The sequence below is a fragment of the Conyzicola nivalis genome (assembly GCF_040548875.1).
GTDB classification, from domain to species: domain Bacteria; phylum Actinomycetota; class Actinomycetes; order Actinomycetales; family Microbacteriaceae; genus Conyzicola; species Conyzicola nivalis_A.
Map to the genome: position 1 here is coordinate 295,589 of NZ_JBEPSJ010000004.1, position 22,366 is coordinate 317,954.

Here is a 22,366-nt window from a genome sequence, read left to right on the forward strand (position 1 = left end):
GGTGGGCGGCGGCGTGCGTGCGCTACGCGGCCGTCCGCACGAACTGCCAGCCGGCGTCGGCGTACCGGCCGGAGATGGCGGCGAAGATGCCCGCGCTCCGGGCTCCCGGCCAGTCGGCCGGGAGGAGGTCGAGCGGCAGGCCCGGGTCGAGATACGGGATGCTGCGCCAGCTGTCGACCCCGCGGATGTACCGGGCGAAAGCCACCCCCGGCGCGACCGCGTCGTCGGCCACCGTGTCGTCCGCCACCGAGGCCGACGCCTCCGCGATGAACCCGCGGTGCAGCTCCTCGAGCGCGGCCAGATCCCACCATCCGGCCACGGCGGTACGCAGGTCGCCCGCGACTCTCGGCCGTCCTGCCGTGAACAGGGTGACGTAGCCGCGGGCGCCCACCTCGTCGACGATGTCCTCGACCTCGTCGGAGAGGAAGCCGGGACAGATCCACAGGGCCGGGGTCACGATTCCGGCACCGATCCAGTGCAGGCGACGGCGCAGCTGATGGCGCAGCGGTCGCTGATGCTCGGGCACCGAGAACGAGATCAGACACCACGGGTCATCCGCCCCCATGTTGCGCGGGGAGAAGATGCGCCGGTCGCCCTTCTGCAGCATCTCGGCAGCACCCTCTCCCAGCGCGTAGCCGGTGGCGCCGTCGACGGCGCGGGAGACGAGGAGGCCCTTCTTCTTCATGCGTGCCAGCGCGGTGCGGGTAGCCGGCTCCGGCACGTCGAGCGCCTGCATCAGCGCGATGAGCCGGGCGGTCGACATCCAGCCGTCTACCCGGCGGAAGTAGAGTCCGACGATCGTGCGCAACAGCGACGTGGCGCTCCCCGGCCGGGGGTCCATGTCGTCGAGCACGACGGGGATGGCGCTCACCGCGAGTGCGGTAGGGCGCCGGCGATCGCCTCGACGGCCGCGCGGACCTCGGCGAACGTCGTGCTCAGCGGCGACAAGCCGAGGCGGATGCCGTCGGGGTTGCGGAAGTCGGGGATGACGTCATCCTTCCACAGCCGCGCGGTGACGGCCTTGAAACTCGGGTGGCTGATCGTGACGTGGCTGCCCCTGAACTGGTGCTCGCGGGGCGTGGCGGTGACGACGCCCAGCGGTGCGAGGTACTCGTCGACGAGGGCGAAGGCGTAGTCGGTGAGCTCGAAGGACTTGCGGCGGATCGCGTCGATGCCGGCCTCGTCGATGAGGTCGAGCATGTCCTGCATGGCGAGCATGCCGACGACGGGCGGCGTGCCGCTGATGTAGCGGCGCATGCCTACAGCAGGGGCGAATTCGCCGCCCATCGCGAAGACGTCACCCGCGCCCATCCATCCCCAGATCGGCTGCGTGAGCCGGGCCTGCAGCCGCTCGGCCACGTAGCCGAACGCCGGGGAGCCGGGTCCGCCGTTGAGGTACTTGTAGGTGCAGCCCACGGCGATGTCGACGCCCCAGGCGTCGAGCCGGGTGGGGATGACGCCGGCGGAGTGGCAGAGGTCCCACAGCACGAGGGCGCCTGCCTCGTGCACGGCCCGCGTGATGCCCTCCATGTCGGCGAGGTAGCCGGAACGGTACGACACGTGGCTGAGCACCACGAGGGCCGTGTTCGGACCGGTCGCCTCGCGCACCTGCGCCTCGGTGACGCCGCGGGCGGTGTCGGGCGAGATCCAGCGGATGGTGAGGCCGCGTTCGGCGGCGATGCCCTGGGCGATGTAGCGGTCGGTCGGAAAGTTGTCGTCGTCGAGCACGATCTCGGTGCGGCCCGGGTTCGCGTCGATGCCCGCGCGCATCAGCTTGTAGAGCATGACCGTGGTGGAGTCGGCCACGACGGTCTGGCCCGCGGCGGCGCCGAGCGTGCTGAAACCGATGCGGTCGCCGAGCCGCAGCGGCAGGTCCATCCACTGCTCGTCCCACGACCGGATAAGGCGGTTGCCCCAGTCGTGGGCGAGGAACGACGCGAACCGTTCGCCGGTCACGGTGAGCGGACGGCCGAGGGAGTTGCCGTCGAGGTAGGCGGCGACCTCGCTCCCTGCCACGAACCGGTCGGTGTACGCGCGCAGCGGGTCGCGGTCGTCGAGCTCTGCTGCCGAAGGGATGGCGGTGGTCATGCGAAGGTCTCCTCGAGTCGGTCGACGGCGACGACGGAGGCCGTGCCGAGCCATCGGGCCAGGTCGGCCCGATCGGTGGGGATGGCGCCGGGGATCCACGAGACGCGGGTCTCCCGGGCGAGGGGCGTGTGGGTGAGCGCCGAGATCACGGCACCCGGTGCGAGGCCGGCGTCGGACAGGGCGTCGAGCTCGCGCCGGTTGATGCCGACAGGCAGCGGGCCGTTGCCCATGTCTGTGCCGTACAGCACACGGCCGCCGAGAGCGGAGAAGCGTGCGACGTTGTCGAGGGCGATCTCGAAGGCGGCGGTGCGCTCTCCCCAGCCGTGGATGTCGAGGGTGCTGATCCAGGCGCAGGTCTCGGACATGGACCGGAGGTCGTCGTCGTCGAGGCGTTCGGTGAAGGGCGCGTGCGCGAGCGCGTCTGCTCCCGCACGCACGGCGCGTGCGACCTGCCCCTGACCCTCCGCGTGCGCGACGACCCTCAGACCCGCCGCGTGGGCGAGCCGCACGACGCCACCGAGCAGACCGTCGGACCAGACCGGGCCGGCGACGCTGTTCAGGGCGATCTTGATCCGGGAGGCGCCTGCCGTGCGCATCTCGCTTATCGCCGACGCGGCATCCGCCTCGTTCGCGACCTCACGGCTCCACCCGGGCGGCGCCCACGGCCTGTCGATCGGGTAGCCGCCGAGCGCGGTCAGCATGGCGCCGGCGAACTCGACCTCGACGCCGCGGCCGTCGGCACCGTTCTCACGTGCGGCGGCCGCCTCGGCCGTGGTGAACCCGAGGTCGACGACGCGTGCAATCCCGTTGCCCGCGAGCGGGGCGGGGTCGACGAGGCCGAGGTGCACGTGGTGGTCGGTGAATCCGGGCAGCAGCACGCCGGGAACGTGGGCGGCGGCTTTCGCACGGTCGCTGGCGGATGCCTCCCGCCGCAGCTCGAGGCCGTGCGGCGTCAGCGCGAAGGTCGCGGGTCCGGTCCATCCGTCGACCCACGCCTCGTCGGCCGTCACGAGCACGGCGGCGCTCACGCCCCGATCTCCGTCCTGACGGCGAACAGCTCGGGGAAGAAGGTGAGGCCGAGCGCGCGCTGCAGGAAGTCGACGCCCGACGATCCCCCGGTCCCCGTCTTCATGCCGATGGTGCGCTGCACGGTGCGCAGGTGCCGGAAGCGCCAGAACTGGAAGTTGTCTTCGAGGTCTACGAGCTCCTCGCAGGCCTCGTAGACGCGCCAATTGTCGTCGTTCGACTCGTAGATGCCGGTGAACACGGGCACCAGCTCGGGCGTGAAGGTCCACGCCTTCGTGACGTCGCGCTCGAGGACCGCCGTGGGGATGGCGTAGCCGGCCCGGGCGAGGTACCGCAGGAACTCGTCGTACAGGGTCGGCTCGTCGAGCAGGGCGCGCAGGTCGGCCTGCGCCGCCGGGTCGCTCGCGAACACCGAGAGCATCTTCTCGTTCTTGTTGCCGAGGATGAACTCGACCGCGCGGTACTGGTGCGACTGGAACCCGGAGGAGTTGGCGAGGAAGTCGCGGAACTGCGAGTACTCGGTCGGGGTGAGGGTGGCGAGAACCGACCACTGCTGGGTCATCGTCTCCTGGATGTGCTTGACCCGTGCGATGCGCTTGAGTGCGGTGCCGATGTCGTCGGCGCGCAGCAGGTCGCGCGCGGAGCGCAGCTCGTGCAGCAGCAGCTTGATCCACAGCTCGCTCGTCTGGTGCTGGATGATGAACAGCATCTCGTCGTGGTGCTCGGGCTCGCTCACCGGGCGTTGCAATGCCAGGAGCTCGTCGAGCGCCAGATAGGAGCCGTAGCTCATCCTCTTCGAGAAGTCCGTGACGATGTCGGATTCAAGCTCGCGGGTGTTGTCGTCGGCGCTCATGGACTCAACATATCAAAATCTTGACGCCCGTCACGATTTTGTTTGCCGCAACGGCGACGGCCGGGGCCCCGTGGGGCCCCGGCCGTCGGGATTCGACGTGCGCGTTACTTGGCGACCGGCCCGAACATGGCCTCGACCTCGGCGAGCTCCATGTCGGCCGTGGCCTGGATGAGCGTGAGCAGCTCGGGGTCGAGGCCGGGGGCGAACTCCTCGAACCTCTCCTCGGCGATGACGATCGGGACTCCCGCGGGCGCCTGCTCCGAGGCATCCAGATTCGTTCCGTCCTTCGACGGCGACAGGCCCTGGAAGATCTTTCCCGCCTCCGACAGGCCGGTGAGGTCGAAGGTGTATTGCTTGCTCTGCAGTCCGAGGTCGACGAGCTTCTTCACCTCGGGGAACTTCTCCGCATTGGTCTTCGGGATCGGCAGGAGCTTGTTCCAGTCGACGCCGAGGGACTCGAGGGCCTTCGCGTAGGCGTTCTCGTGGGCCTGGTCGCGCACGATCAGGTAGGAGATCGTGGACCGCGCGGTCTTGTTGTCCGTCATCTCGTAGATGCGGCACTTCTGCAGGCGGCCCGTCGACTCGAGCATGAGGTTGTAGAGCAGGTCGAGCACCAGGTTGCCCGAGTTGTAGACGTAGCTGCCGAGCCAGGGATTGCCGACCGCGTCCACCGGAAGGGCGCCCTGCGCTCCGACCAGATAGTGGTGGATGTTGCCGTGGTCCAGCGCGATGTTCAGCGGGGTGGCACCGCCGGCACCCGGGGTGTCGAGCGGGTCGGTGGGCTTGCCGTTGTAGCGCGGCGACCCGTCGAGCAGCCGGGAGATGGTCGTGCCGATGAGCTCGACGTGGCTGATCTCCTCCGTTCCGATGCCCTGGATGAGGTCGCGGTACGGCTTCGCAGCCGGCCCGCGGAAGTTCATGCTCTGGAAGAGGTACTGCATCATCGTGCGCATCTCGCCGAACTGTCCGCCCAGCCCCTCTTGCAACGCGTTCGCGGCGGCGGGGTCCGGTTCGTCCTGCTCGATCTCGTGAATCAGGTTCTGAACGTGGAAGTACATTCGATCCTCCATCAGTTGGGGTGTCGACGAGGTGCCGACCCCTTCCACTGTGCGCTCGAAACCGAGACCCGTCGCGGCCTTGCTTCCCCGGCTGAGGTGACGTAGAAGGCGGTCAGCGCGAGGCGCGGTCGCGCCCGGATTTCTTGGCCCGGTACATCGCCACGTCGGCGCCGCGCAGCAGGTCTTCGGCGGTGGTCGCCGGGTCGGCGTCGGCGATGCCCACCGACGCAGTGACGATGAGCGGCGTGCCGTCGATCATGATCGGCTGCCGGATGGCGTCGATCACCCGACGCGCCATCGCCGCCGCCTCGGCCCTGTTCGTGCCCTCGCACAGCACGACGAACTCGTCGCCGCCGAGACGGGCGACAGTGTCGCTGGCCCGTGTGCGGTCGAGGATGCGCTGCGACGTATGCCGAAGCACCCGGTCGCCCGCTTCGTGGCCGTAGACGTCGTTGATCTGCTTGAAGGAGTCGAGGTCGATGAAAAGCAGCGTGGTCTCGCCGTCGCGGGCCTGACCGGAGAGCGCGCGGTTGAGCCGGTTCATCAGCAGCCGCCGGTTGGGGAGGCCGGTGAGCGCGTCGCGCATCGCTAGGGCGGCCAGCCTCGCCTCCGCGTGACGCACCATCACCCCGGCGAGGTCGCGGCTCAGTTCCTCGGCCTCGTGCTCGAGGCCGTTCCACGGGGCGCATCTGCCCGTGACGCTCTGCGTCCACGACGCGAACGACGTACGCGGCGAGAGCGGCGTGACCCGGTTATCCCTGCCCTGGTCGCCCAGCCAGCTGACGCTGTCGGTGATCTCGGCTCGGAACCAGGCGATGAAGTCTCCGCTGCCCGGGAGCGGCACGAGCAGGATGCCGGCCACGCCCGTCAGCCGCGCCGCGAGGTCGGGGTCGTCGACCGAGAGGCTCTCCGACGCGTAGCTCTTGTCGATGCCGCGCCCGAGAGCCCAGTCGTCGAGGTCGATGATCGCCTCGTCAGACGGCACCGTGCCCACCGTCGTCCTGGTGCCTGCGAGGCTGAGCACCGCGCCGTCGGCGGGCACGAGGTTCAGCACGGTGAGGTCGCCGCTGAAGAGCGCCGCCGCGAGCTCGGCGGCGTCGGTGGACGCGCGCACGCCGGGCTGGTCGATGAGGGCTGCGCGGATGCGGCGCACCTCCACCTTCGCCCGGAGCCGGTCGATCTCGTCCATCGAGTTCAGCTGCAGCGCGATCTGGTTGGCGAGCACCTCGAGCCCCTGGCGCAGCAGGTAGGTGACACGGTGCGGCGTTCGATGGGCCAGCGTGATCATGCCGATCAGCTCGCCGTCGCGCACGAGGGACAGCGACAGGGTCGACGCCTGCCCCATGTTGCGCATGAACTCCAGGTGGTGGGGAGAGACGCTGCGCAGCTCGGCGGAGCTGAGGTCGAGGGACTGGGCGTCGCCGCCCGGCAGCGTCACGAGTGCCGAGGTCGCGCCGGAGTTGTCGGCGATCTGCCTGGACAGCTTCGTCAGATAGAGCTGACGCGCCTGCTCGGGAATGTCGGATGCGGGGAAATGCAGTCCGAGGTAGGGCTCCATGCCGTCGACGAGCTCCTCGGCCACGATCTCGCCGTGGCCGTCGGGGTGGAACGAGTAGATGGTGACCCGCTCGAAGCCGGTGAGGTCGCGCAGTTCTCTGGCGGCGTCGGCCCAGAGGGCGCGCTGGCTGCGCACGCGGGCGAGACGGTGCATCGCCCCGTAGACGGCGACCGCCGACCGGTCGGGGGCCTCCGCTCTGCCCGCTCGTGAGTCGAGCGGCTCGAACTCGACGATGTGCAGCGGGCCGTCGCGGTGCACGATCGTCTCGAAGCGTCGGAGGTCTCGCTCGAACGGGATCGGATTGCCGACGGGCATTTCGCCGAGGTTGTCGGCGGCCCACGTCTGTCCGGTGAAGTCGCCGAGCGGTCGGCCGAGAAGACTGCGGGCGCTGGTTCCGAGGATCTCGGCGCAGTTCTCCGAGACGAAGACGATCTCGAGGGTGTGCGGCCGCACCGCGAGCAGCGCACCGTGCGGTTGGATCGTGCCTGGCGCGCGGATCGGCTCCTGCACGCACTCGTCGAGACGTCGCTGCTCGTCGTCTATCGACCAGCCCGAAGCTGAAGTCACTGAATGGGGTCCTCTCGGCAGATCTCCACCCGAGTGGGACCTGAACTGCACGTTACCGCAGGTGTGCGACATCCGACGAATGTCGCGTTACTCCTTGCGCCGCACCCCGAAAAACACGACGCCTAGTGCCGTGGGACTACACGGAACGGTCCCGCCGGGTGACGCGTCGCCGACGTCGTTCGCGAAGGATGGTTCTACACGGCGCCGCACCCGGCCGACGAGGAGACTCCCCATGACGACGAGCACCATTCCTGCCCACGCACGCCTCGCCACGCAGTCCGTGGCCGACACCACCGTCGAAGACCGGCGCACCCCCGCCCACGTCACGCGGAGGGTCCTCACCGCTCCCCTGCGAATCGTGCTGCTGGTCGTATCCACCGTCGCGATCATCCTGGTCGCCCTGCTCCAGGGAGTCGCGTTCCTGGCCATCGCGGGCATCAGTGCCCTGGGCGACACCCCCGCCTACCGCTCGGGATCGCGCAGCGACGAGACGCAGCACGCCAGCATGGCCCCCAGGCTCGACCGCTCCTGATCGCTCAGCCCCGACTTCATCCGGTCTTCGACTCCCCGCACCGCGGCACTGGCGACCGCCAGCTGACGCCTCCCATCGGCCGTGAGCTCGGTCGGCAGCACTCTTCCGACCGTCGGCTGCTGGGGACGCATGACGAGGCCGTCGCGTTCGAGCGACTGAAGCAGCACGTTCATCGACTGCCGCGTGACGAACGCGCCGCGAGCCAGCTCGGAGTTCGACAGCCCCGGTCGCTGCGCCAGAAGTTCCAGGCAGGAGTAATGGGTGATGCTCATCCCGAGCGGGCGCAGCACCTCCTCCATCGAGGTGCGCAATGCGCTGGACGCCTCCTTCAGGATGTATCCGAGGGACGTTTCCAGATCGATGCCCGATGCGACTTGACTCATGTCAATATTCTGACATACATTGATTGTCAGCTAACTGACATCCGATAGAGGAGCAACATCATGGCACAGGCATCCGGCCCCGGCTTCATCTCACTGCAGGTTCGCAACGTGGCCGCATCCGCCGCGTTCTACGAGAAGTACCTGGACTTCGCTCGCCAGGCCGGCCCGCCGCACGCGGTCGTGTTCGATACAGCGCCGGCCGCGTTCGCGGTGCGCACCGCCGCGGACGGCGTCGACCTGGACGCGGCGGGGCAGCTCGGACTGGGGATCGGCGTGTGGCTGCACGCCCCAGAGTCGCAGGCCGTGCACGACGCCATGGTGGCGGACGGGGTGACGATCACCTCGGCGCCGGTCGACGGGCCGTTCGGCCGTACGTTCACCTTCGCCGATCCCGACGGGTACCGCGTCACGCTGCACGACCGGGCGTGACCCGCGTCTGCCTAGACTCGACGGATGGCCAACGAAGCGAGTAGCGCCGCGTACTCCGGCCGGGCGTCGGAGTACATAGAACTGCTGGGCTCGATGCGCTCGGTTCATCCGTCGGATCTGCAGATAGTGTCCGCCTGGGCGGGCGGCGTCGAAGGCGTTCTCATCGATGCGGGCTGCGGCCCGGGTCATTGGACGAACTTCCTGGCCGAACAGGGCTCGAGCGCCCGAGGCATCGATCAGGTACCCGAGTTCATCGATCACGCCGCAATGACGTTTCCCGCCGTGGCGTTTGCCGTCGGGAGCATCGACTCCGTCGACGCCGCTACCGCTTCGGTCGGCGGGGTCCTGTCGTGGTATTCGCTCATCCACTACGAGCCCGGCACGATCCAGGGTCCCTTGCGCGAGTTCAGCCGCGTGCTCCGACCGGGAGGCACGCTGCTCGTCGGGTTCTTCGAGGGCGACGCGGTCGAGGAGTTCGCTCACGCGGTCGCACCGGCATACCGGTGGTCCGTCGACGCGCTCAGCACCGAACTGGACAGGGCGGGATTCGACGTTCTCGAATCACACGTGCGGAAGACTGTCGGCGAACGATCCCAGGCGACCGTCAGAGCGGTGAATCGGGGGCAGTGGAGCCGCCTGTCAGAATCGAACTGACGACCTTCTCATTACGAGTGAGATGCTCTACCAACTGAGCTAAGGCGGCGGGTGTCTAGGTTTCGCTAGGCACAGCATGAAAGCCTAGCCGATTATTTCGCCGTTTCCGACACGAGCAGACGGTTCAGCTGTTCGAACGACGTGCGCAGCCGAGCGCCGAGTTCCGTCGGGCCGCCGCCCGAGTCGGCCCAGCACGACCAGGCGTGCCGCATCACGCCGAACGCGACGAAGGTGATGAGACGCGAGCGTTGCGCCAGCTCGGCGGGGTCGTCGAGCAGGGCGGGCTCGTCGGCGGCCAGGCGCCTGGACACGACGACGTCGAGCTGGTCCTCGAAGGTGCGCATCGTCGCCATGCGAAGGGCGAAGAGCTGCGGATGCTGCTTCATCAGACTGCGGCGCAGCTTCAGCAGGTCGAGGTCGTCGGGCACGCTCTCGCCCGAGGTCGCCAGCATGTCGCCGAGGCCGGAGAGGATGTCGCTGTGCGGGCCTGCGGCCACGAACTCGTCGACGCGCGCGTCGTCGGGAAGAGTGGGCGGGTCGCCGATGAGGGCGTCTTCCTTCGACGTGAAGTAGTTGAAGAACGTGCGGGGCGAGATGTCGGCGACGCGGCTGATCTCGTCGACGGTCACGTTCTCGAGGCCGCGCTCCGCGACGAGTTCGAGAACCGCGAACTGGATGGCGCGTCGGGTGGCGAGCCGCTTGCGCTCGCGCAGGCCGAGCTCCGGGACATCCGTGATCATGGGCCTTATTCTTTCACAACGCGCAATTTTGCGGGTCCGACGTCAGCAGATGGGGTCGCTCGCCGGCACCGTGCCGTCGATGAAATAGTCGTCGATCGTGTCGTCGACGCAGAAGTTCGACTTGTTGTACGCCGTGTGCCCCTCGCCCTCGTAGGTGACGAGCCGGCCGTTCTCGAGCTGCTCGGCGAGGCTCACCGCCCAGGAGTACGGCGTCGCCGGGTCGTTGGTCGTGCCGACGACGAGGATGTCGGCCGAGCCCGCTGCGTCGATGACCGGGCGCTCGGTCGCGGCCTCGACCGGCCAGCCGAGGCATCCGACGTCGCCGTACGAGAGCTGCTTTCCGAGCACCGGCGCGAGAGTCGCCAGCTGCTCGGCCTGTGCGCGCATCACCGCGACGTCGCCCTGCGACGCGTAGTCGAGGCAGTTGATCGCGAGCCTCGCCTCGAGCGAGTTGTCGATGTACGTGCCGTCCGCGTTGCGGCCGTTGTAGCTGTCTGCGAGCGCGAAGGCCACCGTGGCGTCGCCCTGCATCACAGCGGTGAACAGCTGACGCAGGTACGGCCAGTCGTCTTCGCGGTACAGCGGCAGCACGATGGCGCTCGTCATCGAGTTGCTGCCCAGCTGGCGGCCGTCGGCGGCCCGGATGGGGCTGACGTCGAGCCGGTCGAGCAGCGCGCGGATCTTGGCCATCGACTCGTCGGCGGTGCCGTCGAACGGACAGTCGTCGACCGTGGCGCAATCGGCGAGGAAGGCGCGCAGCGCGCTCTCGAAACCCTCGGCCTGGGTGAGGGAGACGTCGAAGCTCGTCGACGTGGGGTCGAGCGCGCCGTCGAGCACGAGCCGGCCGGTGTTCTCGGGGTAGAGCTCGGCGAAAGTCGCCCCGAGAAGGGTGCCGTAGGAGAAGCCGAGGTAGTTGAGCTTCTCGTCGCCGAGCACCGCGCGCAGCAGGTCGAGGTCGCGTGCGGCGCTGACCGTGTCGACGTAGCCGAGCAGCTCGCCGGTGTGCGTGAGGCACTGCGCGCCGTACGCGGTGTTCGTGGCCTGAGCCGCGGCGATCCACTCGTCGCTGCCGACCACGCCGGGGGTGATATCGTAGATGAACGCGTCGAGCTCGGCGGGGTCGTCGTGGCAGGAGACGGCGCTCGAGCGGTTGACGCCGCGCGGGTCGAACCCGACGATGTCGAACTTCTCCTGCAGGCGCTCGGAGACGGCGAAGTCGACACTGTCGGCGACGAAGTCGTAGCCGGAGCCGCCCGGCCCGCCGGGGTTGACGAGCACGGAGCCGAGCGGGGCGCCCGCCGTCGCCGGGTGGCGCACCAGGGCCAGGTCGATCGAGTCGCGGGCGGGGTCGGTCCAGTCGAGCGGGGCGGTGGCCGTCGCGCACTGCATCCCGTCTTCGCAGCTCGTCCAGGTGAGCGTCTGCGTGTAGTACGGCTCGAGGTCGGCCGACACGTCGCTGGGAGCGGGCGTCGACGTGGTGCGCTCGGGCGGAGCTGCGCACGCGGAGAGGGCGAGGGCGGCGACGAGCACCGAGGCGACGGCGGCGATTCTGCGCACGGCCATCAGGCGGTTCGGCGAGCGGAGACGAGCATGGCCTCGAGAGCGAGCGCCGGCGTCACGTTGCTCTCGATTCTGCGGCGGGCGGTGGCGATCGCATCCATGGTTGCGAGGGTCTCCTGTGCTGTCGATTGCTCGCTCGCGGTCACGAGCTTGTTGTAGATGCTGAGGTTGATCGGTTCGGTCTCGACGCCGAGCTGCAGAAGGAGGATGTCGCGGTAGAGCGACAGCAGGTCGACCATGATGCGGTCGATGCCGTCGCGCAGACTGCGCTTCTCGCGCCGCTTCTGGTCTTCTTCGAGGTTCTTGAGCTGGGCGCGTAGGGCGGGCGGGATCGTGCCGCCCGGCTCGATGCCGAGCGAACGCAGTGCGCCCTCGCGCTCCTCGGCGTCGCGTTCGGCCGTGAGGGCGCTCGCGTCGGCGCCGGCGAGGGAGAGCAGGCGGGTCGCGGCGAGCATGGCGCCGGAGACGGAGTGGACGCCGAGGGCGATCTCCAGGGTCTCGGCGCGTCTGGCGCGTGCCTCCTCGTTCGTCGCAAGACGGTGGGCCATGCCGATGTGGCTCTGCGCCTCGCGGGCCGCGCGGGTGGCGGTGGGCAGGTCGACGCCGTCGCGACGGGCGATCAGGTCGGCGACGTTCTCGACGCTCGGCACACGCAGACGCACCGAGCGCACCCGCGACCGGATGGTGGGCAGCAGGTCGGCCTCGCTGGGCGCGCAGAGGATCCACACCGTGCGCGGCGGCGGCTCCTCGAGCGCCTTCAGCAGCACGTTGGAGGTGCGCTCGGCCATGCGGTCGGCGTCTTCGATGACCATCACACGGAAGCGGCCGACGGAGGGCGAGTAGTTGCTGGTGGCGACGAGCTTGCGCACCTCGTCGACGGTGATGATGACCCGGTCGGTGCTGAGCGACCCGAGGTCGGGGTGCGAGCGGGCGTCGACCTGGCGGCGCACCGACTCGTCTGCCTCTGGGTCTCCGGTGCTGAGCAGCGCGGCCGCGAACGCGTAGGCGAGGTTGCTGCGGCCGGATCCGGGCGGGCCGGTGATGAGCCACGAGTGCGTCATCGACGAGTCGTCGCTGCCTCCGGCGGCGGATGCCTCGGCGGCGGCACTGAAGATCGCGATGGCCTCCGGCTGGCCGGTCAGGTCGTCCCACACAGACATGCGGTCAGCCTAGGCCAGAAGACGTTCAACGCGGGTCTGGATGGACGCCGCGATGGTTTCGATCGGCAGGGTGGCGTCGATCACGATGAAACGCTCGGGCTCGGCCGCGGCGAGAGCGAGGAAGGAGTCGCGCACGCGCTGGTGAAACTCGTTCTTCTCCTCCTCGAGGCGGTCGTAGGTCGTGCTCCCCGTCGCGGTGATGCGCTCGCGGCCCGCCTCCGGCGGCAGGTCGAGCAGCACGGTGAGGTCGGGCAGCAGGCCCTCGGCGGCCCAGAGGGAGATGTCGCGGATCTCGGTGCCGTCGAGCACGCGCCCGGCGCCCTGGTAGGCAACCGACGAGTCGAGGTAGCGGTCCTGGATGACGATCTCGCCACGCTCGATCGCGGGACGCACCGTCGTCGCGATGTTGTGCGCGCGGTCGGCGGCGTAGAGCAGCGCCTCGGCGCGCGGCGCGATGTAGCCGCGGCGGTGCAGGATGATCTCGCGCAGTTCGAGTCCGAGTTCGGTGCCGCCCGGCTCACGGGCGTGCAGCACCGTGTGCCCGACGCCGGTGAGCCAGTCGGTGAGCAGGCGCGACTGTGTGGACTTGCCCGAGCCGTCGCCGCCCTCGAACGTGATGAAGAGGCCGGCCACTACTGCGCCGTAGCCTCGGCTGCCGCCTTCTTCGCCGCCGCGGTCGCGGCGCGTGTCGCCGCCGCCTTGGCCTTAGTCGCCTCGGCCTTCGCCGCGGCCTCCGGTGTCAGCGGCGCCTTGACCGCCGTCGCCTTCGCCGCTGTGGCCTTGGCGGTCGTCGACTTCGCAGCCGCGGGCTTCTTCGCCACCGTCTTCTTCGCGGCGGGCTTCTTCGCGGCCGGCTTCTTGGCTGCCGGCTTCTTCTTGACTACAGGGCCCTTGGCGCGCTTGTCGGCGAGCAGCTGTACGGCGCGGTCGTAGTCGACGTCTTCGACAGTCTCGCCGCGCGGGATCGTCGCGTTGGTGGTGCCGTCGGTCACGTAGGCGCCGAAACGGCCGTCCTTGATGCGGATCGGCTTCTCGCTCACCGGGTCGGGCTGCTCGAAGTCCTTGAGCGCGCTGGACGCCGCGCGTCCGCCGTACTTGGGCTGCGCGTACAGCTCGATTGCGCCGGCGAGGTCGACGTCGAAGATCTGGTCTTCGCTGGTGAGCGACCGGGTGTCGGTGCCCTTCTTCAGGTACGGGCCGAACTTGCCGTTCTGCGCGGTGATCTCGGCACCGGTCTCGGGGTCGAGGCCGACGACGCGGGGCAGGTCGAGCAGACGCAGCGCGGTGTCGAGGTCGACGGTCGCGAGGTCCATGGACTTGAAGATGGATGCGGTGCGGGCCTTGGCCGCTACCGACTTCTTGACGGCCGGCTTGCGCTTGGGCTTCGCCGCGACGACCTCGCCGGTGGCGGGATCGACGACCTCGGTGGCCGCGAGGGCGGCAGCCGCGGCATCCGCCTCTGCCTTCGCAGCGGCCTCCGCGGCCTCGTCGACCGGGTCGACCTCGGTCACGTACGGTCCGAACCTGCCGTCTTTCGCGACGACGTTCTTGCCGTTCTCGGGATTCACGCCGATGATTCGGTCGCCGACGACGGGCGCCTCGATGAGCTCGCGCGCCTTCGCGGCGGTGAGCTCGTCGGGTGCCAGCTCGGCGGGGATGTTGACGCGGCGCGGCGTCTCGGGGTCGACGCCTGGCGCCTCGAGGTACGGACCGTACTTGCCGATGCGAAGGGTGACGTCGTCGGCGATCTTGATCGAGTTGATCTCGCGGGCGTCGATCTCGCCGAGGTTGTCGATGACGGTGCGCAGCCCGCGGTGCTTGGCGTTGCCGAAGTAGAAGCCGGTGAGCCACTCGACACGGTCGGCCTCTCCCCCGGCGATGAGGTCGAGGTCGCTCTCCATACCGGCGGTGAAGTCGTATTCGACGAGGTCGGAGAAGTACTCCTCGAGGAGGCGCACGACCGAGAAGGCGATCCAGTTCGGAACGAGGGCCTGACCGCGGGGGGTGACGTAGCCTCGGTCGATGATGGTGGAGATGATGGCGGCGTAGGTCGACGGGCGGCCGATGCCGAGCTCTTCGAGCGCCTTCACGAGGCTCGCCTCGGTGTAGCGAGGGGGTGCGGATGTCTCGTGGCCCTTGGCCTCGATGTCGACCAGTGAGAGCACCTGGCCCTCGGTCAGCTGGGGCAGCTTGGCCTCGGCCGGCTCGGCGGTCTCGTTGCGCTCCTCGTCGCGGCTCTCCTCGTAGGCGTGGAGGAACCCGCGGAAGGTGATGACGGTTCCACTCGCGGCGAACTCGGCGATCGAGTCGTCGGCGGTGGGGCCGGCCTTGATGGTGACGGTGGCGGTGGAGCCCTTGGCGTCGGCCATCTGCGAGGCGACGGTGCGCTTCCAGATCAGGTCGTAGAGCTTGAAGTCGTTGCCGCGCAGCACGCTCGAGAGCTCGGCGGGGGTGCGGAAGGTCTCGCCGGACGGACGGATCGCCTCGTGGGCCTCCTGCGCGCTCTTGTTCTTGCCGGCGTAGACGCGCGGCTTGTCGGGGATGGTCTCGACCCCGTAGAGGGCAGCCGCCTGGGTGCGTGCGGCGTTGATGGCCTGACCCGACAGCGTCGCCGAGTCGGTTCGCATGTAGGTGATGTAGCCGTTCTCGTACAGTCCCTGCGCGACGCTCATGGTCTGGCGTGCGGAGAAGCGCAGCTTGCGGCCGGCCTCCTGCTGCAGGGTCGAGGTGGTGAACGGGGCGGCGGGACGGCGCGTGTACGGCTTTGACTCGACGGATGACACGACCAGCGAGACAGCGGGATCGCGCAACTGCGACGCGAGCGACTGGGCCTTCGACTCGTCGAGTGCGACCGCGCCCGACTTGAGCACGCCCTTGTCGTCGAAGTCGCGGCCCACGGCGATGCGGGCGCCGTCGACGCGCACGAGGCGCGACTCGAAGTCCTGCGTGGAGGTCTTCGGGGTGAACTGAGCGATGAGGTCCCAGTAGCTGGCCGCGGTGAACGCGAGGCGTTCACGCTCGCGGTCGACGACGAGGCGGGTGGCGGCGGACTGCACGCGGCCGGCCGAGAGGCCGGGGCCGACCTTACGCCACAGGACGGGGGAGATCTCGTAGCCGTAGAGGCGGTCGAGGATGCGACGGGTCTCCTGCGCGTCGACGAGCGCGGTGTCGAGGTCGCGGGTGTTCTCCTTGGCGCGCTCGATGGCCTCTTTGGTGATCTCGTGGAACACCATGCGCTTGACGGGGACCTTGGGCTTGAGCACCTGCAGCAGGTGCCAGGCGATGGCCTCTCCTTCGCGGTCCTCATCAGTTGCGAGGTAGAGCTCGTCGGCGCTGGCGAGTGCCTTCTTGAGGTCGGCGACGGTCTTCTTCTTGGCGTCGGACACCACGTAGTACGGCTCGAACCCGTTGTCGACGTCGACGGAGAACTTGCCGAGGGAGCCCTTCTTGAGCTCGGGCGGCAGGTTTTTCGGCTCGATGAGGTCGCGGATGTGACCGACCGAGGCCTGGACGATGTATCCGTCTCCCAGGTACTGGGCAATGGTCTTCGCCTTGGCGGGCGACTCGACGACAACGAGCTTCTTCGTGCCAGGCACGTGACTCCTTATATAAGGGGATGTTTCGCGGGGCTCGAACAGCCCCATCAGCGACACGATACACAGGTGAAGCCGATTGTCACCTATTCAACTCCTGACAACGCCGCGGTGCCGGGCGGACCGGCGGTCGCCGATACGCCCACGGCGAACCCGGCGACGGTGCCGCTCACAGCCACCGTCACGACGAGCCCGTCGATCACGCAGCCCGAGAGGTCGGCCCCATTCGCCACGGCGACCGCGCCCGCGACCGCGCAGGGTTCGCCGGGCAGGATGCCCACCCGCACGTCGGCGGCGGCGAGCGCCGCCGCGTCGGCCGCTCCTGCGAGAGCCTGCCTGGCGACGAGGACGGCGTAGAGGGGCAGGGCCATCGCGGTCACGCACACGACGACGGCCACGAGTGCGACCCCGAGGACCGCCCCCGCGCCGCCGTCGCCCCGCCACCGTGGACCTCGCCCGCGGCTCACCGCCCGCCGCCGCTCCACGGCGCGTCTCGTCGCGCCGGTCGCCGCCCCGCCCGTCTCCCGGCTCATCGGCCGTCGCCGAGCGCGCAGCTCGACGCGCTCAGTGTGAGTCCGAGCAGCGTGCCCGCCGGCGACCGCGATCGCGCGCTGAGTCGGGCGCAGACGAGGTCGCCGCGGTGGGTGATCGCGATGCCGACGCCCGGCACCTGCCCCGCGGCGCTGGTCGAGCCGCCGCGGGCGACCGATCGGGCGACGCCGGCCGCTGCATCCTGTAGACGCACCTGCTGTCCGGCGATCTGCACCCCGGCGAGGCAGCAGGCGAGCATCAGCACCACCGCGGGGATCACCGCGGCGAACTCGGCGGTGACGCTGCCGCGCTCGCTCGAGCCGCGCGCCCATCGCTCGGGGCCCGTGCGTCGCCCGTCGCGCACGCCATAGCCACGGGCGGCGCGGCTACCCGATCGACAGCGCACTGCGGATGATCCCCATCAGGATGCCGCGCACCTCGTCGCCCCGCAGGATCACGACCAGTAAGCCGGCGAACCCCACCGCCGCCATGGTCGCGATCGCGTACTCGGCGGTGGCCGAACCGTCGTCGGCGGCGAGCCGCGCCAGCCACTGCTTCTTTCTATTCATGTCTGCTCCCTGTCTCTGTTGAGGTCGGCGACGAGCACATCCAGTCTCGGCATCACCGCCCGGCCGAATCGGCCGCCGGTCCCATCTGTGCAGTCCTCATCCGCGACGGGCCCTGTGCACGGGAGGAGTCACATGCCCGAGACTGTCGACGTGACCACCGCGATGAGCAGGGGCGCGACGCCGAGCACCATAAACGCCGGCAGCACGCACAGGCCGAGCGGCAGCATCAGCCGCACCGCCAGCACCGAGGCGTGCGCGGCGGCCTCGGCCCTCGCCGACCGCCGCCCCTCCTCCGCCTCGCTGCGCAGCAGCTCGGCGGCAGGCACTCCCGCCCTCCGCGACAGGTCGAGCACCGCCTCCACTCCCGCCTCGTCGCCCACGGCGTCGAGCCCGCAGCGGCGCAGCGCTTCCGACACCGACGCCACGGCCCGGTCGAGCGCGCCGCCGCCTGTCACAGCGATCGCCGTCAGCTCGAAGCGCAGCCCCGGCGTGAGGTCTCTCGGCTGTGCGGCAGCCACGAGACGCCGGTTCCAGGCGAGGGCGGCGAGCATCAGCGTGACGCCGATCGCGAGGCAGGCCAGCCCGGGCACGGTCGTGAACAGCACGCCGAGAGTGTCGAAACCGAGCGAGAAGCCGAACAGCAGACCGACGGCGGGCAACGCCATCACGAGTCGCGCCGTGGCGACGGGCGCCGACAACGCGACCGCGATCTCGCGCTGCGCCTCCGACAGCGACCTGAGCGAGACCGCGAATTCGCGCAGCGAGGGTGCGAGCGGGGCTCCGACGTCGGCCGCCACCCACCATGCGGCCGCGAGCCCCCGCCAGGCCGGACGCTCGTCGTCGGCGACCTCCGGCAGCTGCGCCACGATCGCCTCGGCGACGGGCATGCCGCCGCGGATCGCCGCGTCGACCCCCGCGACGGTGGGCGACTGCGCCAGGTACCGCCAGGCCGAGGTCGGCGGCACGCCCGCACCGAGCAGCACCGCGAGACGCTGCACGGTCGAGGCCACCCCCGCGAGCCGCGGCGCATCCCGCGCCCGGTTCACGCCGTCACCGTCAGGCGCCCGCGCTTGTCGAGCGCGAACCCGCCGGTCTGCGCCAGCACCCGGCCCTCGCCGCGCCGCTCGACGTGCAGCACCGTGCCGATCGCGCTCACCGTCTGCCGGGCGATGGCCGTCGCCGATAGTCCGGCGAGCGCGCCGAGAGCCTCGAGCCGGGCGGGCACGTCGGCGATCGAGTTGGCGTGCAGGGTGCCCGCTCCGCCGTCGTGCCCGGTGTTGAGCGCGGCGAGTAGCTCGCGCACCTCGGCTCCGCGGCACTCCCCCAGCACGAGCCGGTCGGGGCGCATCCGCAGTGCCTCGCGCACGAGGCGTTCCAGGCTGATCTCTCCCGCGCCCTCGAGGTTCGCCTGCCGAGCCTCGAGCGACACGAAATGCGGGTGGTCGACGCGCAGCTCGGCGACGTCTTCTATCGCGACGATCCGTTCGGCGGGCGGTGCGGCCGAGAGCAGCGCCGACAGCAGGGTCGTCTTGCCGCTGCCGCCCGCGCCGGTCACGAGCAGGTTCTCGCGGCGAACCACAAGCGCGCGCACGGACTCGACGTCGTCGACGGCGAAGAAACCCTGCGCCTCGAGGTCATCGATAGAGATGCGGCGGATGCGCGGGAGGCGAATCGACAACAGGGTTCCTCGCGGCGACACGGGCGGCAGCACGGCGTGCACGCGGATGCCGTCGTGCAGGCGCGCGTCTACGCACGGTGTGGTCTCGTCGATGTGCCGCCCACCGAGCGCCATGAGCCGCACCGCCAGCTCGCGCACCGCGCCGTCGTCGAGATCGACGGCCTCGCGCACCGCACCAGCCCCGCGGTCGACGAAGACGGAGGCGCCGCCGTTGACGAACACGTCGGTGACACTGGCGTCGGCGATGAACGGGGCGAGCGGCCCGAACTCCTCGGGAAAACCGCCGTCGGCTCCGAGCCGCGCATCGGGCGGTGGTGGCGCGCCCGGCCGGCGGGCGACGAAAGGCTCTGCGGGCATGCGAGCAGGTTAGGAGCCGCCCGAGATCATCGGCCCGAGGTATCCGCAATTCTGCATAACCGTCCGGCGACTCCGCATGGGGAGGACAGGAGGTTAAAGAGGGGCGGCGCCCATTGGGGGGAACGGGCGCCGCCACAGCAGCGCCGATTGGGGGAAATCGAGTGCGCTGCCATCATCGAGCATTCGCTAAGGCGTCCGCTCGATGAGAATCAGTGTACCGTCGCACGCCCCCCACGCAAGGGCCATTCGGGAGGGTTGACAGGCCACTCTCAGCGAGCGGTCTAGGATCGTTGCAGCACTCGCTCCCGCTGAATGACAGGATAACGATGTCCAATAATTCGATCGATACGCTCCTCTCCGAGACCCGCCGGTTCCCACCCACCGCAGCCTTCGCAGAGAACTCCGTCACCGCGGCAGACATCTACGAGAAGGCCAAGGCCGACCGTCTCGGATTCTGGGCCGACAGGGCGCGCGAGCTCCACTGGCACGAGCCGTTCACCGAGACGCTCGACTGGTCGAACCCGCCGTTCGCCAAGTGGTTCGCCGACGGCCGCATCAACGTCGCTTACAACTGCCTCGACCGTCACGTTCTCGCGGGCAACGGCGAGCGCGTCGCACTGCACTGGGAGGGCGAGCCCGGCGACAGCCGCTCGTACACCTACGCCGAGCTGACCGCCGAGGTGAAGCGCGCCGCGAACGTGCTCCTCGGGCTCGGCATCGGGCAGGGCGACCGCGTGGCGATCTACATGCCCCTCGTGCCCGAGGCGGTCATCGCGATGCTCGCGGTCGCGCGCATCGGCGCCGTCCACTCGGTGATCTTCGGCGGCTTCAGCTCCGACAGCATCCGGGCCAGGGTCGCGGACGCCAACGCCCGCCTGGTGATCACCGCCGATGGCGGGTGGCGCAAGGGCAAGGTCTTCCCGCTCAAGGACGCGGTCGACGCCGCCATCGCTCCCGCCGAGGGCGAAGAGCCGACGAGCGTCACAGACGTACTCGTGGTGCGCCGCGGAGAGAACGACGTGCAGTGGACCGAGGGCCGCGACCACTGGTGGCACGACGCCATCGCCGCGGCCGAGCCCGAACACGAGGCAGAGGGTTTCGAGGCCGAGAACCCGCTGTTCATCCTCTACACGAGCGGCACAACCGGCAAGCCGAAGGGCATCCTGCACACCAGCGGCGGCTACCTCACGCAGACCGCGTTCACGCACAAGAGCGTCTTCGACCTGCACCCCGAGACCGACGTGTACTGGTGCACCGCCGACGTCGGCTGGGTGACCGGGCATTCCTACGTGGTCTACGGCCCGCTCGCGAACGGCGCGACGCAGGTGCTCTACGAGGGCACGCCCGACACCCCGCACCCCGGGCGCTGGTGGGAGATCGTCGAGAAGTACGGCGTCAGCATCTTCTACACCGCTCCGACGGCCATCCGCTCGTTTATGAAGGTCGGCCGGCAGGTGCCGAACACGTTCGACCTGTCGAGCCTGCGTGTGCTCGGCTCGGTCGGCGAACCGATCAACCCCGAGGCGTGGATCTGGTACCGCGAGGTCATCGGGGGCGGCGAGACGCCCATCGTCGACACCTGGTGGCAGACGGAGACGGGCGCGATCATGATCTCCGCTCTGCCCGGCATCACCGAGGCCAAGCCCGGGTCGGCGCAGACCCCGATCCCGGGCATCGTGATCGACATCCTCGGCGACGACGGCACCCGCGTCGACCCGCCCCGGGGCGGGCTGCTCGTGGTCTCGGAGCCGTGGCCGTCGATGCTGCGCGGCATCTGGGGCGATCCCGACCGTTTCATCGAGACCTACTGGTCGAAGTTCTCGAAGGACGGCGTGTGGAAGTACTTCGCCGGCGACGGGGCCCACGTCGACGCCGACGGCGACATCACGCTGCTCGGCCGCGTCGACGACGTGATGAACGTCTCAGGGCACCGCCTGTCGACGACCGAGATCGAGTCGGCCCTCGTGTCGCACGCGATCGTGGCCGAGGCCGCGGTGGTCGGGGCCGCCGACGATACGACCGGGCAGGCCGTCGTCGCGTTCGTGATCCTGAAGAGCAACCAGGCGGACGCGCAGACGGCCGACGAGGCCAGCGCCCTGTTGCGCACGCACGTCGCCGACCGCATCGGCGCGATCGCCCGGCCGAAGCAGGTCTTCATCGTGGCCGAGCTGCCGAAGACGAGGTCGGGCAAGATCATGCGCCGACTGCTTCAGGATGTCGCGGAGGGGCGCGCCGTCGGCGACACCACCACCCTCGCCGACACCAGCGTGATGCAGATCATCACCGACAAGATCCGTTAGATAGATCGGTCGCCGAGCCTGTCGAAGCGCCGCCCTCGGGCAGACGCTTCGACGGGCTCAGCGACCGGGATGCGGGCTCAGCGACCGGGGTCCGCTCAGGCGAACTCGACGATGAGCTCCAGCTCCACGGGCGAGTCGAGCGGCAGCACCGAGACGCCCACCGCGCTGCGCGCGTGCACGCCGGCGTCGCCGAAGATCTCGCCGAGCACGTCGGAGGCGCCGTTGATGACGCCGGGCTGGCCGGTGAACGAGGGGTCGGATGCCACGAACCCGACGAGCTTGACGATGCGGGTCACCCGGTCGAGAGAGCCGATCACGCTCTCCACCGCGGCGAGGGCGTTGAGGGCGCACTGGCGGGCGAGCTCTTTGCCCTCCTCGGCGGAGACCGCGGCGCCGAGCTTGCCCGTGGCGGGCAGCACGCCCTCCACCATCGGCAGCTGGCCCGAGGTGAAGACGAGGTTTCCGGAAACCAGGGCGGGGATGTATGCGGCCACCGGCGCCGCCACTGCGGGCAGGGTGATGCCGAGCTCTGCGAGACGTTCGTCGATGGTGCTCATGCGCCTTCCTCCCCGACCTCGCGCTTGAGGTAGGCCACCAGGCCGCCCTCCGGACCGGTCACGACCTGCACCAGTTCCCAGCCTTGGGATCCCCAGTTATTCAGGATCGCGGCGGTGTTGTGAATCATCAGGGGTGTTGTGAGGTACTCCCACGTCGTCATTTTTAGGCTCTC

General features: G+C 69.6%; 23 protein-coding genes and 1 tRNA gene. 4 read left to right on the forward strand and 20 right to left on the reverse strand.

The window, feature by feature from the left end; genetic code table 11:
* Positions 1-22 precede the first annotated feature (22 nt).
* The 6 genes from ABIE21_RS15875 to ABIE21_RS15900 all read right to left on the reverse strand — a co-directional run bounded on the left by ABIE21_RS15875 (position 23) and on the right by ABIE21_RS15900 (position 7,150).
* Complete coding sequence (locus tag ABIE21_RS15875) at positions 23-871, reverse strand: PaaX family transcriptional regulator (RefSeq protein WP_354025820.1); 849 nt, start codon at positions 869-871, stop codon at positions 23-25.
* Positions 868-2,088 (reverse strand): kynureninase, encoded by a 1,221-nt coding sequence (gene kynU, locus ABIE21_RS15880; RefSeq protein ID WP_354025821.1) that lies wholly within the window; start codon positions 2,086-2,088, stop codon positions 868-870. Before kynU ends, ABIE21_RS15875 begins: the two co-directional genes overlap by 4 nt.
* The gene (locus ABIE21_RS15885; RefSeq protein WP_354025822.1) at positions 2,085-3,116 is read right to left on the reverse strand and encodes an amidohydrolase family protein; all 1,032 of its coding nucleotides are present in this window, start codon (positions 3,114-3,116) and stop codon (positions 2,085-2,087) included. Before ABIE21_RS15885 ends, kynU begins: the two co-directional genes overlap by 4 nt.
* Positions 3,113-3,967, reverse strand: coding sequence for a tryptophan 2,3-dioxygenase (gene kynA, locus ABIE21_RS15890; protein ID WP_354025823.1), 855 nt, complete (start codon positions 3,965-3,967; stop codon positions 3,113-3,115). The genes ABIE21_RS15885 and kynA overlap by 4 nt, the downstream gene beginning before the upstream one ends.
* 104 nt (positions 3,968-4,071) lie before the next feature.
* Positions 4,072-5,025, reverse strand: a complete 954-nt coding sequence (locus ABIE21_RS15895; RefSeq protein WP_354025824.1) for a manganese catalase family protein — start codon at positions 5,023-5,025, stop codon at positions 4,072-4,074.
* Positions 5,026-5,137: 112 nt separating this feature from the next.
* Entirely contained in the window at positions 5,138-7,150 is a 2,013-nt protein-coding gene (locus tag ABIE21_RS15900) for a bifunctional diguanylate cyclase/phosphodiesterase (protein WP_354025825.1), read from the reverse strand.
* 232 nt (positions 7,151-7,382) lie between these two features.
* Between ABIE21_RS15900 and ABIE21_RS15905 the strand changes: the two genes are divergently transcribed.
* A complete protein-coding gene (locus ABIE21_RS15905; protein ID WP_354025826.1) occupies positions 7,383-7,682 on the forward strand; it encodes a hypothetical protein in 300 nt (99 codons plus the stop codon).
* Here the strand turns inward: ABIE21_RS15905 and ABIE21_RS15910 are convergent.
* The gene (locus tag ABIE21_RS15910) at positions 7,613-8,065 is read right to left on the reverse strand and encodes a MarR family winged helix-turn-helix transcriptional regulator (protein ID WP_354025827.1); all 453 of its coding nucleotides are present in this window, start codon (positions 8,063-8,065) and stop codon (positions 7,613-7,615) included. The two genes, ABIE21_RS15905 and ABIE21_RS15910, sit on opposite strands and share 70 nt — an antisense overlap.
* A gap of 60 nt (positions 8,066-8,125) precedes the next feature.
* Here ABIE21_RS15910 and ABIE21_RS15915 point away from each other — a divergent pair, with 60 nt between their 5' ends.
* Both ABIE21_RS15915 and ABIE21_RS15920 read left to right on the forward strand, forming a co-directional pair.
* A complete protein-coding gene (locus tag ABIE21_RS15915) occupies positions 8,126-8,494 on the forward strand; it encodes a VOC family protein (protein WP_354025828.1) in 369 nt (122 codons plus the stop codon).
* A 24-nt stretch (positions 8,495-8,518) separates the two neighbouring features.
* A complete protein-coding gene (locus tag ABIE21_RS15920) occupies positions 8,519-9,148 on the forward strand; it encodes a class I SAM-dependent methyltransferase (RefSeq protein ID WP_354025829.1) in 630 nt (209 codons plus the stop codon).
* On the opposite strand, the gene ABIE21_RS15925 is transcribed toward ABIE21_RS15920, so the two are convergent.
* The 11 genes from ABIE21_RS15925 to ABIE21_RS15975 all read right to left on the reverse strand — a co-directional run bounded on the left by ABIE21_RS15925 (position 9,122) and on the right by ABIE21_RS15975 (position 19,336).
* Positions 9,122-9,197: transfer RNA gene (locus tag ABIE21_RS15925), tRNA-Thr, on the reverse strand. The genes ABIE21_RS15920 and ABIE21_RS15925 overlap by 27 nt on opposite strands.
* A 43-nt stretch (positions 9,198-9,240) precedes the next feature.
* Positions 9,241-9,888: a TetR/AcrR family transcriptional regulator gene (locus ABIE21_RS15930; RefSeq protein WP_354025830.1), complete on the reverse strand. Its 648-nt coding sequence runs from the start codon at positions 9,886-9,888 to the stop codon at positions 9,241-9,243.
* Positions 9,889-9,930: 42 nt separating this feature from the next.
* Positions 9,931-11,451, reverse strand: coding sequence for an alpha/beta hydrolase (locus tag ABIE21_RS15935; RefSeq protein ID WP_354025831.1), 1,521 nt, complete (start codon positions 11,449-11,451; stop codon positions 9,931-9,933).
* A complete protein-coding gene (locus ABIE21_RS15940; protein WP_354025832.1) occupies positions 11,451-12,608 on the reverse strand; it encodes a DNA polymerase III subunit delta' in 1,158 nt (385 codons plus the stop codon). The genes ABIE21_RS15935 and ABIE21_RS15940 overlap by 1 nt, the downstream gene beginning before the upstream one ends.
* Before the next feature lie 9 nt (positions 12,609-12,617).
* Complete coding sequence (gene tmk, locus ABIE21_RS15945) at positions 12,618-13,241, reverse strand: dTMP kinase (RefSeq protein ID WP_354025833.1); 624 nt, start codon at positions 13,239-13,241, stop codon at positions 12,618-12,620.
* Positions 13,241-16,204, reverse strand: coding sequence for a type I DNA topoisomerase (gene topA / locus ABIE21_RS15950; RefSeq protein ID WP_354025834.1), 2,964 nt, complete (start codon positions 16,202-16,204; stop codon positions 13,241-13,243). The genes tmk and topA overlap by 1 nt, the downstream gene beginning before the upstream one ends.
* An 83-nt stretch (positions 16,205-16,287) precedes the next feature.
* Positions 16,288-16,734: an Rv3654c family TadE-like protein gene (locus tag ABIE21_RS15955; protein ID WP_354025835.1), complete on the reverse strand. Its 447-nt coding sequence runs from the start codon at positions 16,732-16,734 to the stop codon at positions 16,288-16,290.
* Entirely contained in the window at positions 16,731-17,096 is a 366-nt protein-coding gene (locus ABIE21_RS15960) for a TadE family type IV pilus minor pilin (RefSeq protein ID WP_354025836.1), read from the reverse strand. The genes ABIE21_RS15955 and ABIE21_RS15960 overlap by 4 nt, the downstream gene beginning before the upstream one ends.
* A 22-nt stretch (positions 17,097-17,118) precedes the next feature.
* Complete coding sequence (locus ABIE21_RS15965) at positions 17,119-17,301, reverse strand: DUF4244 domain-containing protein (protein ID WP_354025837.1); 183 nt, start codon at positions 17,299-17,301, stop codon at positions 17,119-17,121.
* 128 nt (positions 17,302-17,429) lie between these two features.
* Complete coding sequence (locus ABIE21_RS15970; protein ID WP_354025838.1) at positions 17,430-18,347, reverse strand: type II secretion system F family protein; 918 nt, start codon at positions 18,345-18,347, stop codon at positions 17,430-17,432.
* The gene (locus tag ABIE21_RS15975) at positions 18,344-19,336 is read right to left on the reverse strand and encodes a TadA family conjugal transfer-associated ATPase (RefSeq protein WP_354025839.1); all 993 of its coding nucleotides are present in this window, start codon (positions 19,334-19,336) and stop codon (positions 18,344-18,346) included. The genes ABIE21_RS15970 and ABIE21_RS15975 overlap by 4 nt, the downstream gene beginning before the upstream one ends.
* A 326-nt stretch (positions 19,337-19,662) precedes the next feature.
* Here ABIE21_RS15975 and acs point away from each other — a divergent pair, with 326 nt between their 5' ends.
* Entirely contained in the window at positions 19,663-21,636 is a 1,974-nt protein-coding gene (acs, locus tag ABIE21_RS15980; RefSeq protein WP_354025840.1) for an acetate--CoA ligase, read from the forward strand.
* A 95-nt stretch (positions 21,637-21,731) separates the two neighbouring features.
* On the opposite strand, the gene ABIE21_RS15985 is transcribed toward acs, so the two are convergent.
* Both ABIE21_RS15985 and ABIE21_RS15990 read right to left on the reverse strand, forming a co-directional pair.
* Positions 21,732-22,193, reverse strand: a complete 462-nt coding sequence (locus ABIE21_RS15985) for a RidA family protein (RefSeq protein ID WP_354025841.1) — start codon at positions 22,191-22,193, stop codon at positions 21,732-21,734.
* A complete protein-coding gene (locus ABIE21_RS15990; RefSeq protein WP_354025842.1) occupies positions 22,190-22,354 on the reverse strand; it encodes a hypothetical protein in 165 nt (54 codons plus the stop codon). Before ABIE21_RS15990 ends, ABIE21_RS15985 begins: the two co-directional genes overlap by 4 nt.
* Positions 22,355-22,366 lie beyond the last annotated feature (12 nt).

What these genes read in the sequence shown, in the direction of transcription:
- kynU (WP_354025821.1), bottom strand. Translation starts at nt 2,088, where the DNA reads ATGACCACCGCCATCCCTTCGGCAGCAGAGCTCGACGACCGCGACCCG.
- kynA (WP_354025823.1), bottom strand. Translation starts at nt 3,967, where the DNA reads ATGAGCGCCGACGACAACACCCGCGAGCTTGAATCCGACATCGTCACG.
- ABIE21_RS15895 (WP_354025824.1), bottom strand. Translation starts at nt 5,025, where the DNA reads ATGTACTTCCACGTTCAGAACCTGATTCACGAGATCGAGCAGGACGAA.
- ABIE21_RS15905 (WP_354025826.1), top strand. Translation starts at nt 7,383, where the DNA reads ATGACGACGAGCACCATTCCTGCCCACGCACGCCTCGCCACGCAGTCC.
- ABIE21_RS15910 (WP_354025827.1), bottom strand. Translation starts at nt 8,065, where the DNA reads ATGAGTCAAGTCGCATCGGGCATCGATCTGGAAACGTCCCTCGGATAC.
- ABIE21_RS15915 (WP_354025828.1), top strand. Translation starts at nt 8,126, where the DNA reads ATGGCACAGGCATCCGGCCCCGGCTTCATCTCACTGCAGGTTCGCAAC.
- ABIE21_RS15920 (WP_354025829.1), top strand. Translation starts at nt 8,519, where the DNA reads ATGGCCAACGAAGCGAGTAGCGCCGCGTACTCCGGCCGGGCGTCGGAG.
- ABIE21_RS15930 (WP_354025830.1), bottom strand. Translation starts at nt 9,888, where the DNA reads ATGATCACGGATGTCCCGGAGCTCGGCCTGCGCGAGCGCAAGCGGCTC.
- ABIE21_RS15935 (WP_354025831.1), bottom strand. Translation starts at nt 11,451, where the DNA reads ATGGCCGTGCGCAGAATCGCCGCCGTCGCCTCGGTGCTCGTCGCCGCC.
- ABIE21_RS15940 (WP_354025832.1), bottom strand. Translation starts at nt 12,608, where the DNA reads ATGTCTGTGTGGGACGACCTGACCGGCCAGCCGGAGGCCATCGCGATC.
- ABIE21_RS15955 (WP_354025835.1), bottom strand. Translation starts at nt 16,734, where the DNA reads ATGAGCCGGGAGACGGGCGGGGCGGCGACCGGCGCGACGAGACGCGCC.
- ABIE21_RS15965 (WP_354025837.1), bottom strand. Translation starts at nt 17,301, where the DNA reads ATGAATAGAAAGAAGCAGTGGCTGGCGCGGCTCGCCGCCGACGACGGT.
- ABIE21_RS15975 (WP_354025839.1), bottom strand. Translation starts at nt 19,336, where the DNA reads ATGCCCGCAGAGCCTTTCGTCGCCCGCCGGCCGGGCGCGCCACCACCG.
- acs (WP_354025840.1), top strand. Translation starts at nt 19,663, where the DNA reads ATGTCCAATAATTCGATCGATACGCTCCTCTCCGAGACCCGCCGGTTC.
- ABIE21_RS15985 (WP_354025841.1), bottom strand. Translation starts at nt 22,193, where the DNA reads ATGAGCACCATCGACGAACGTCTCGCAGAGCTCGGCATCACCCTGCCC.
- ABIE21_RS15990 (WP_354025842.1), bottom strand. Translation starts at nt 22,354, where the DNA reads ATGACGACGTGGGAGTACCTCACAACACCCCTGATGATTCACAACACC.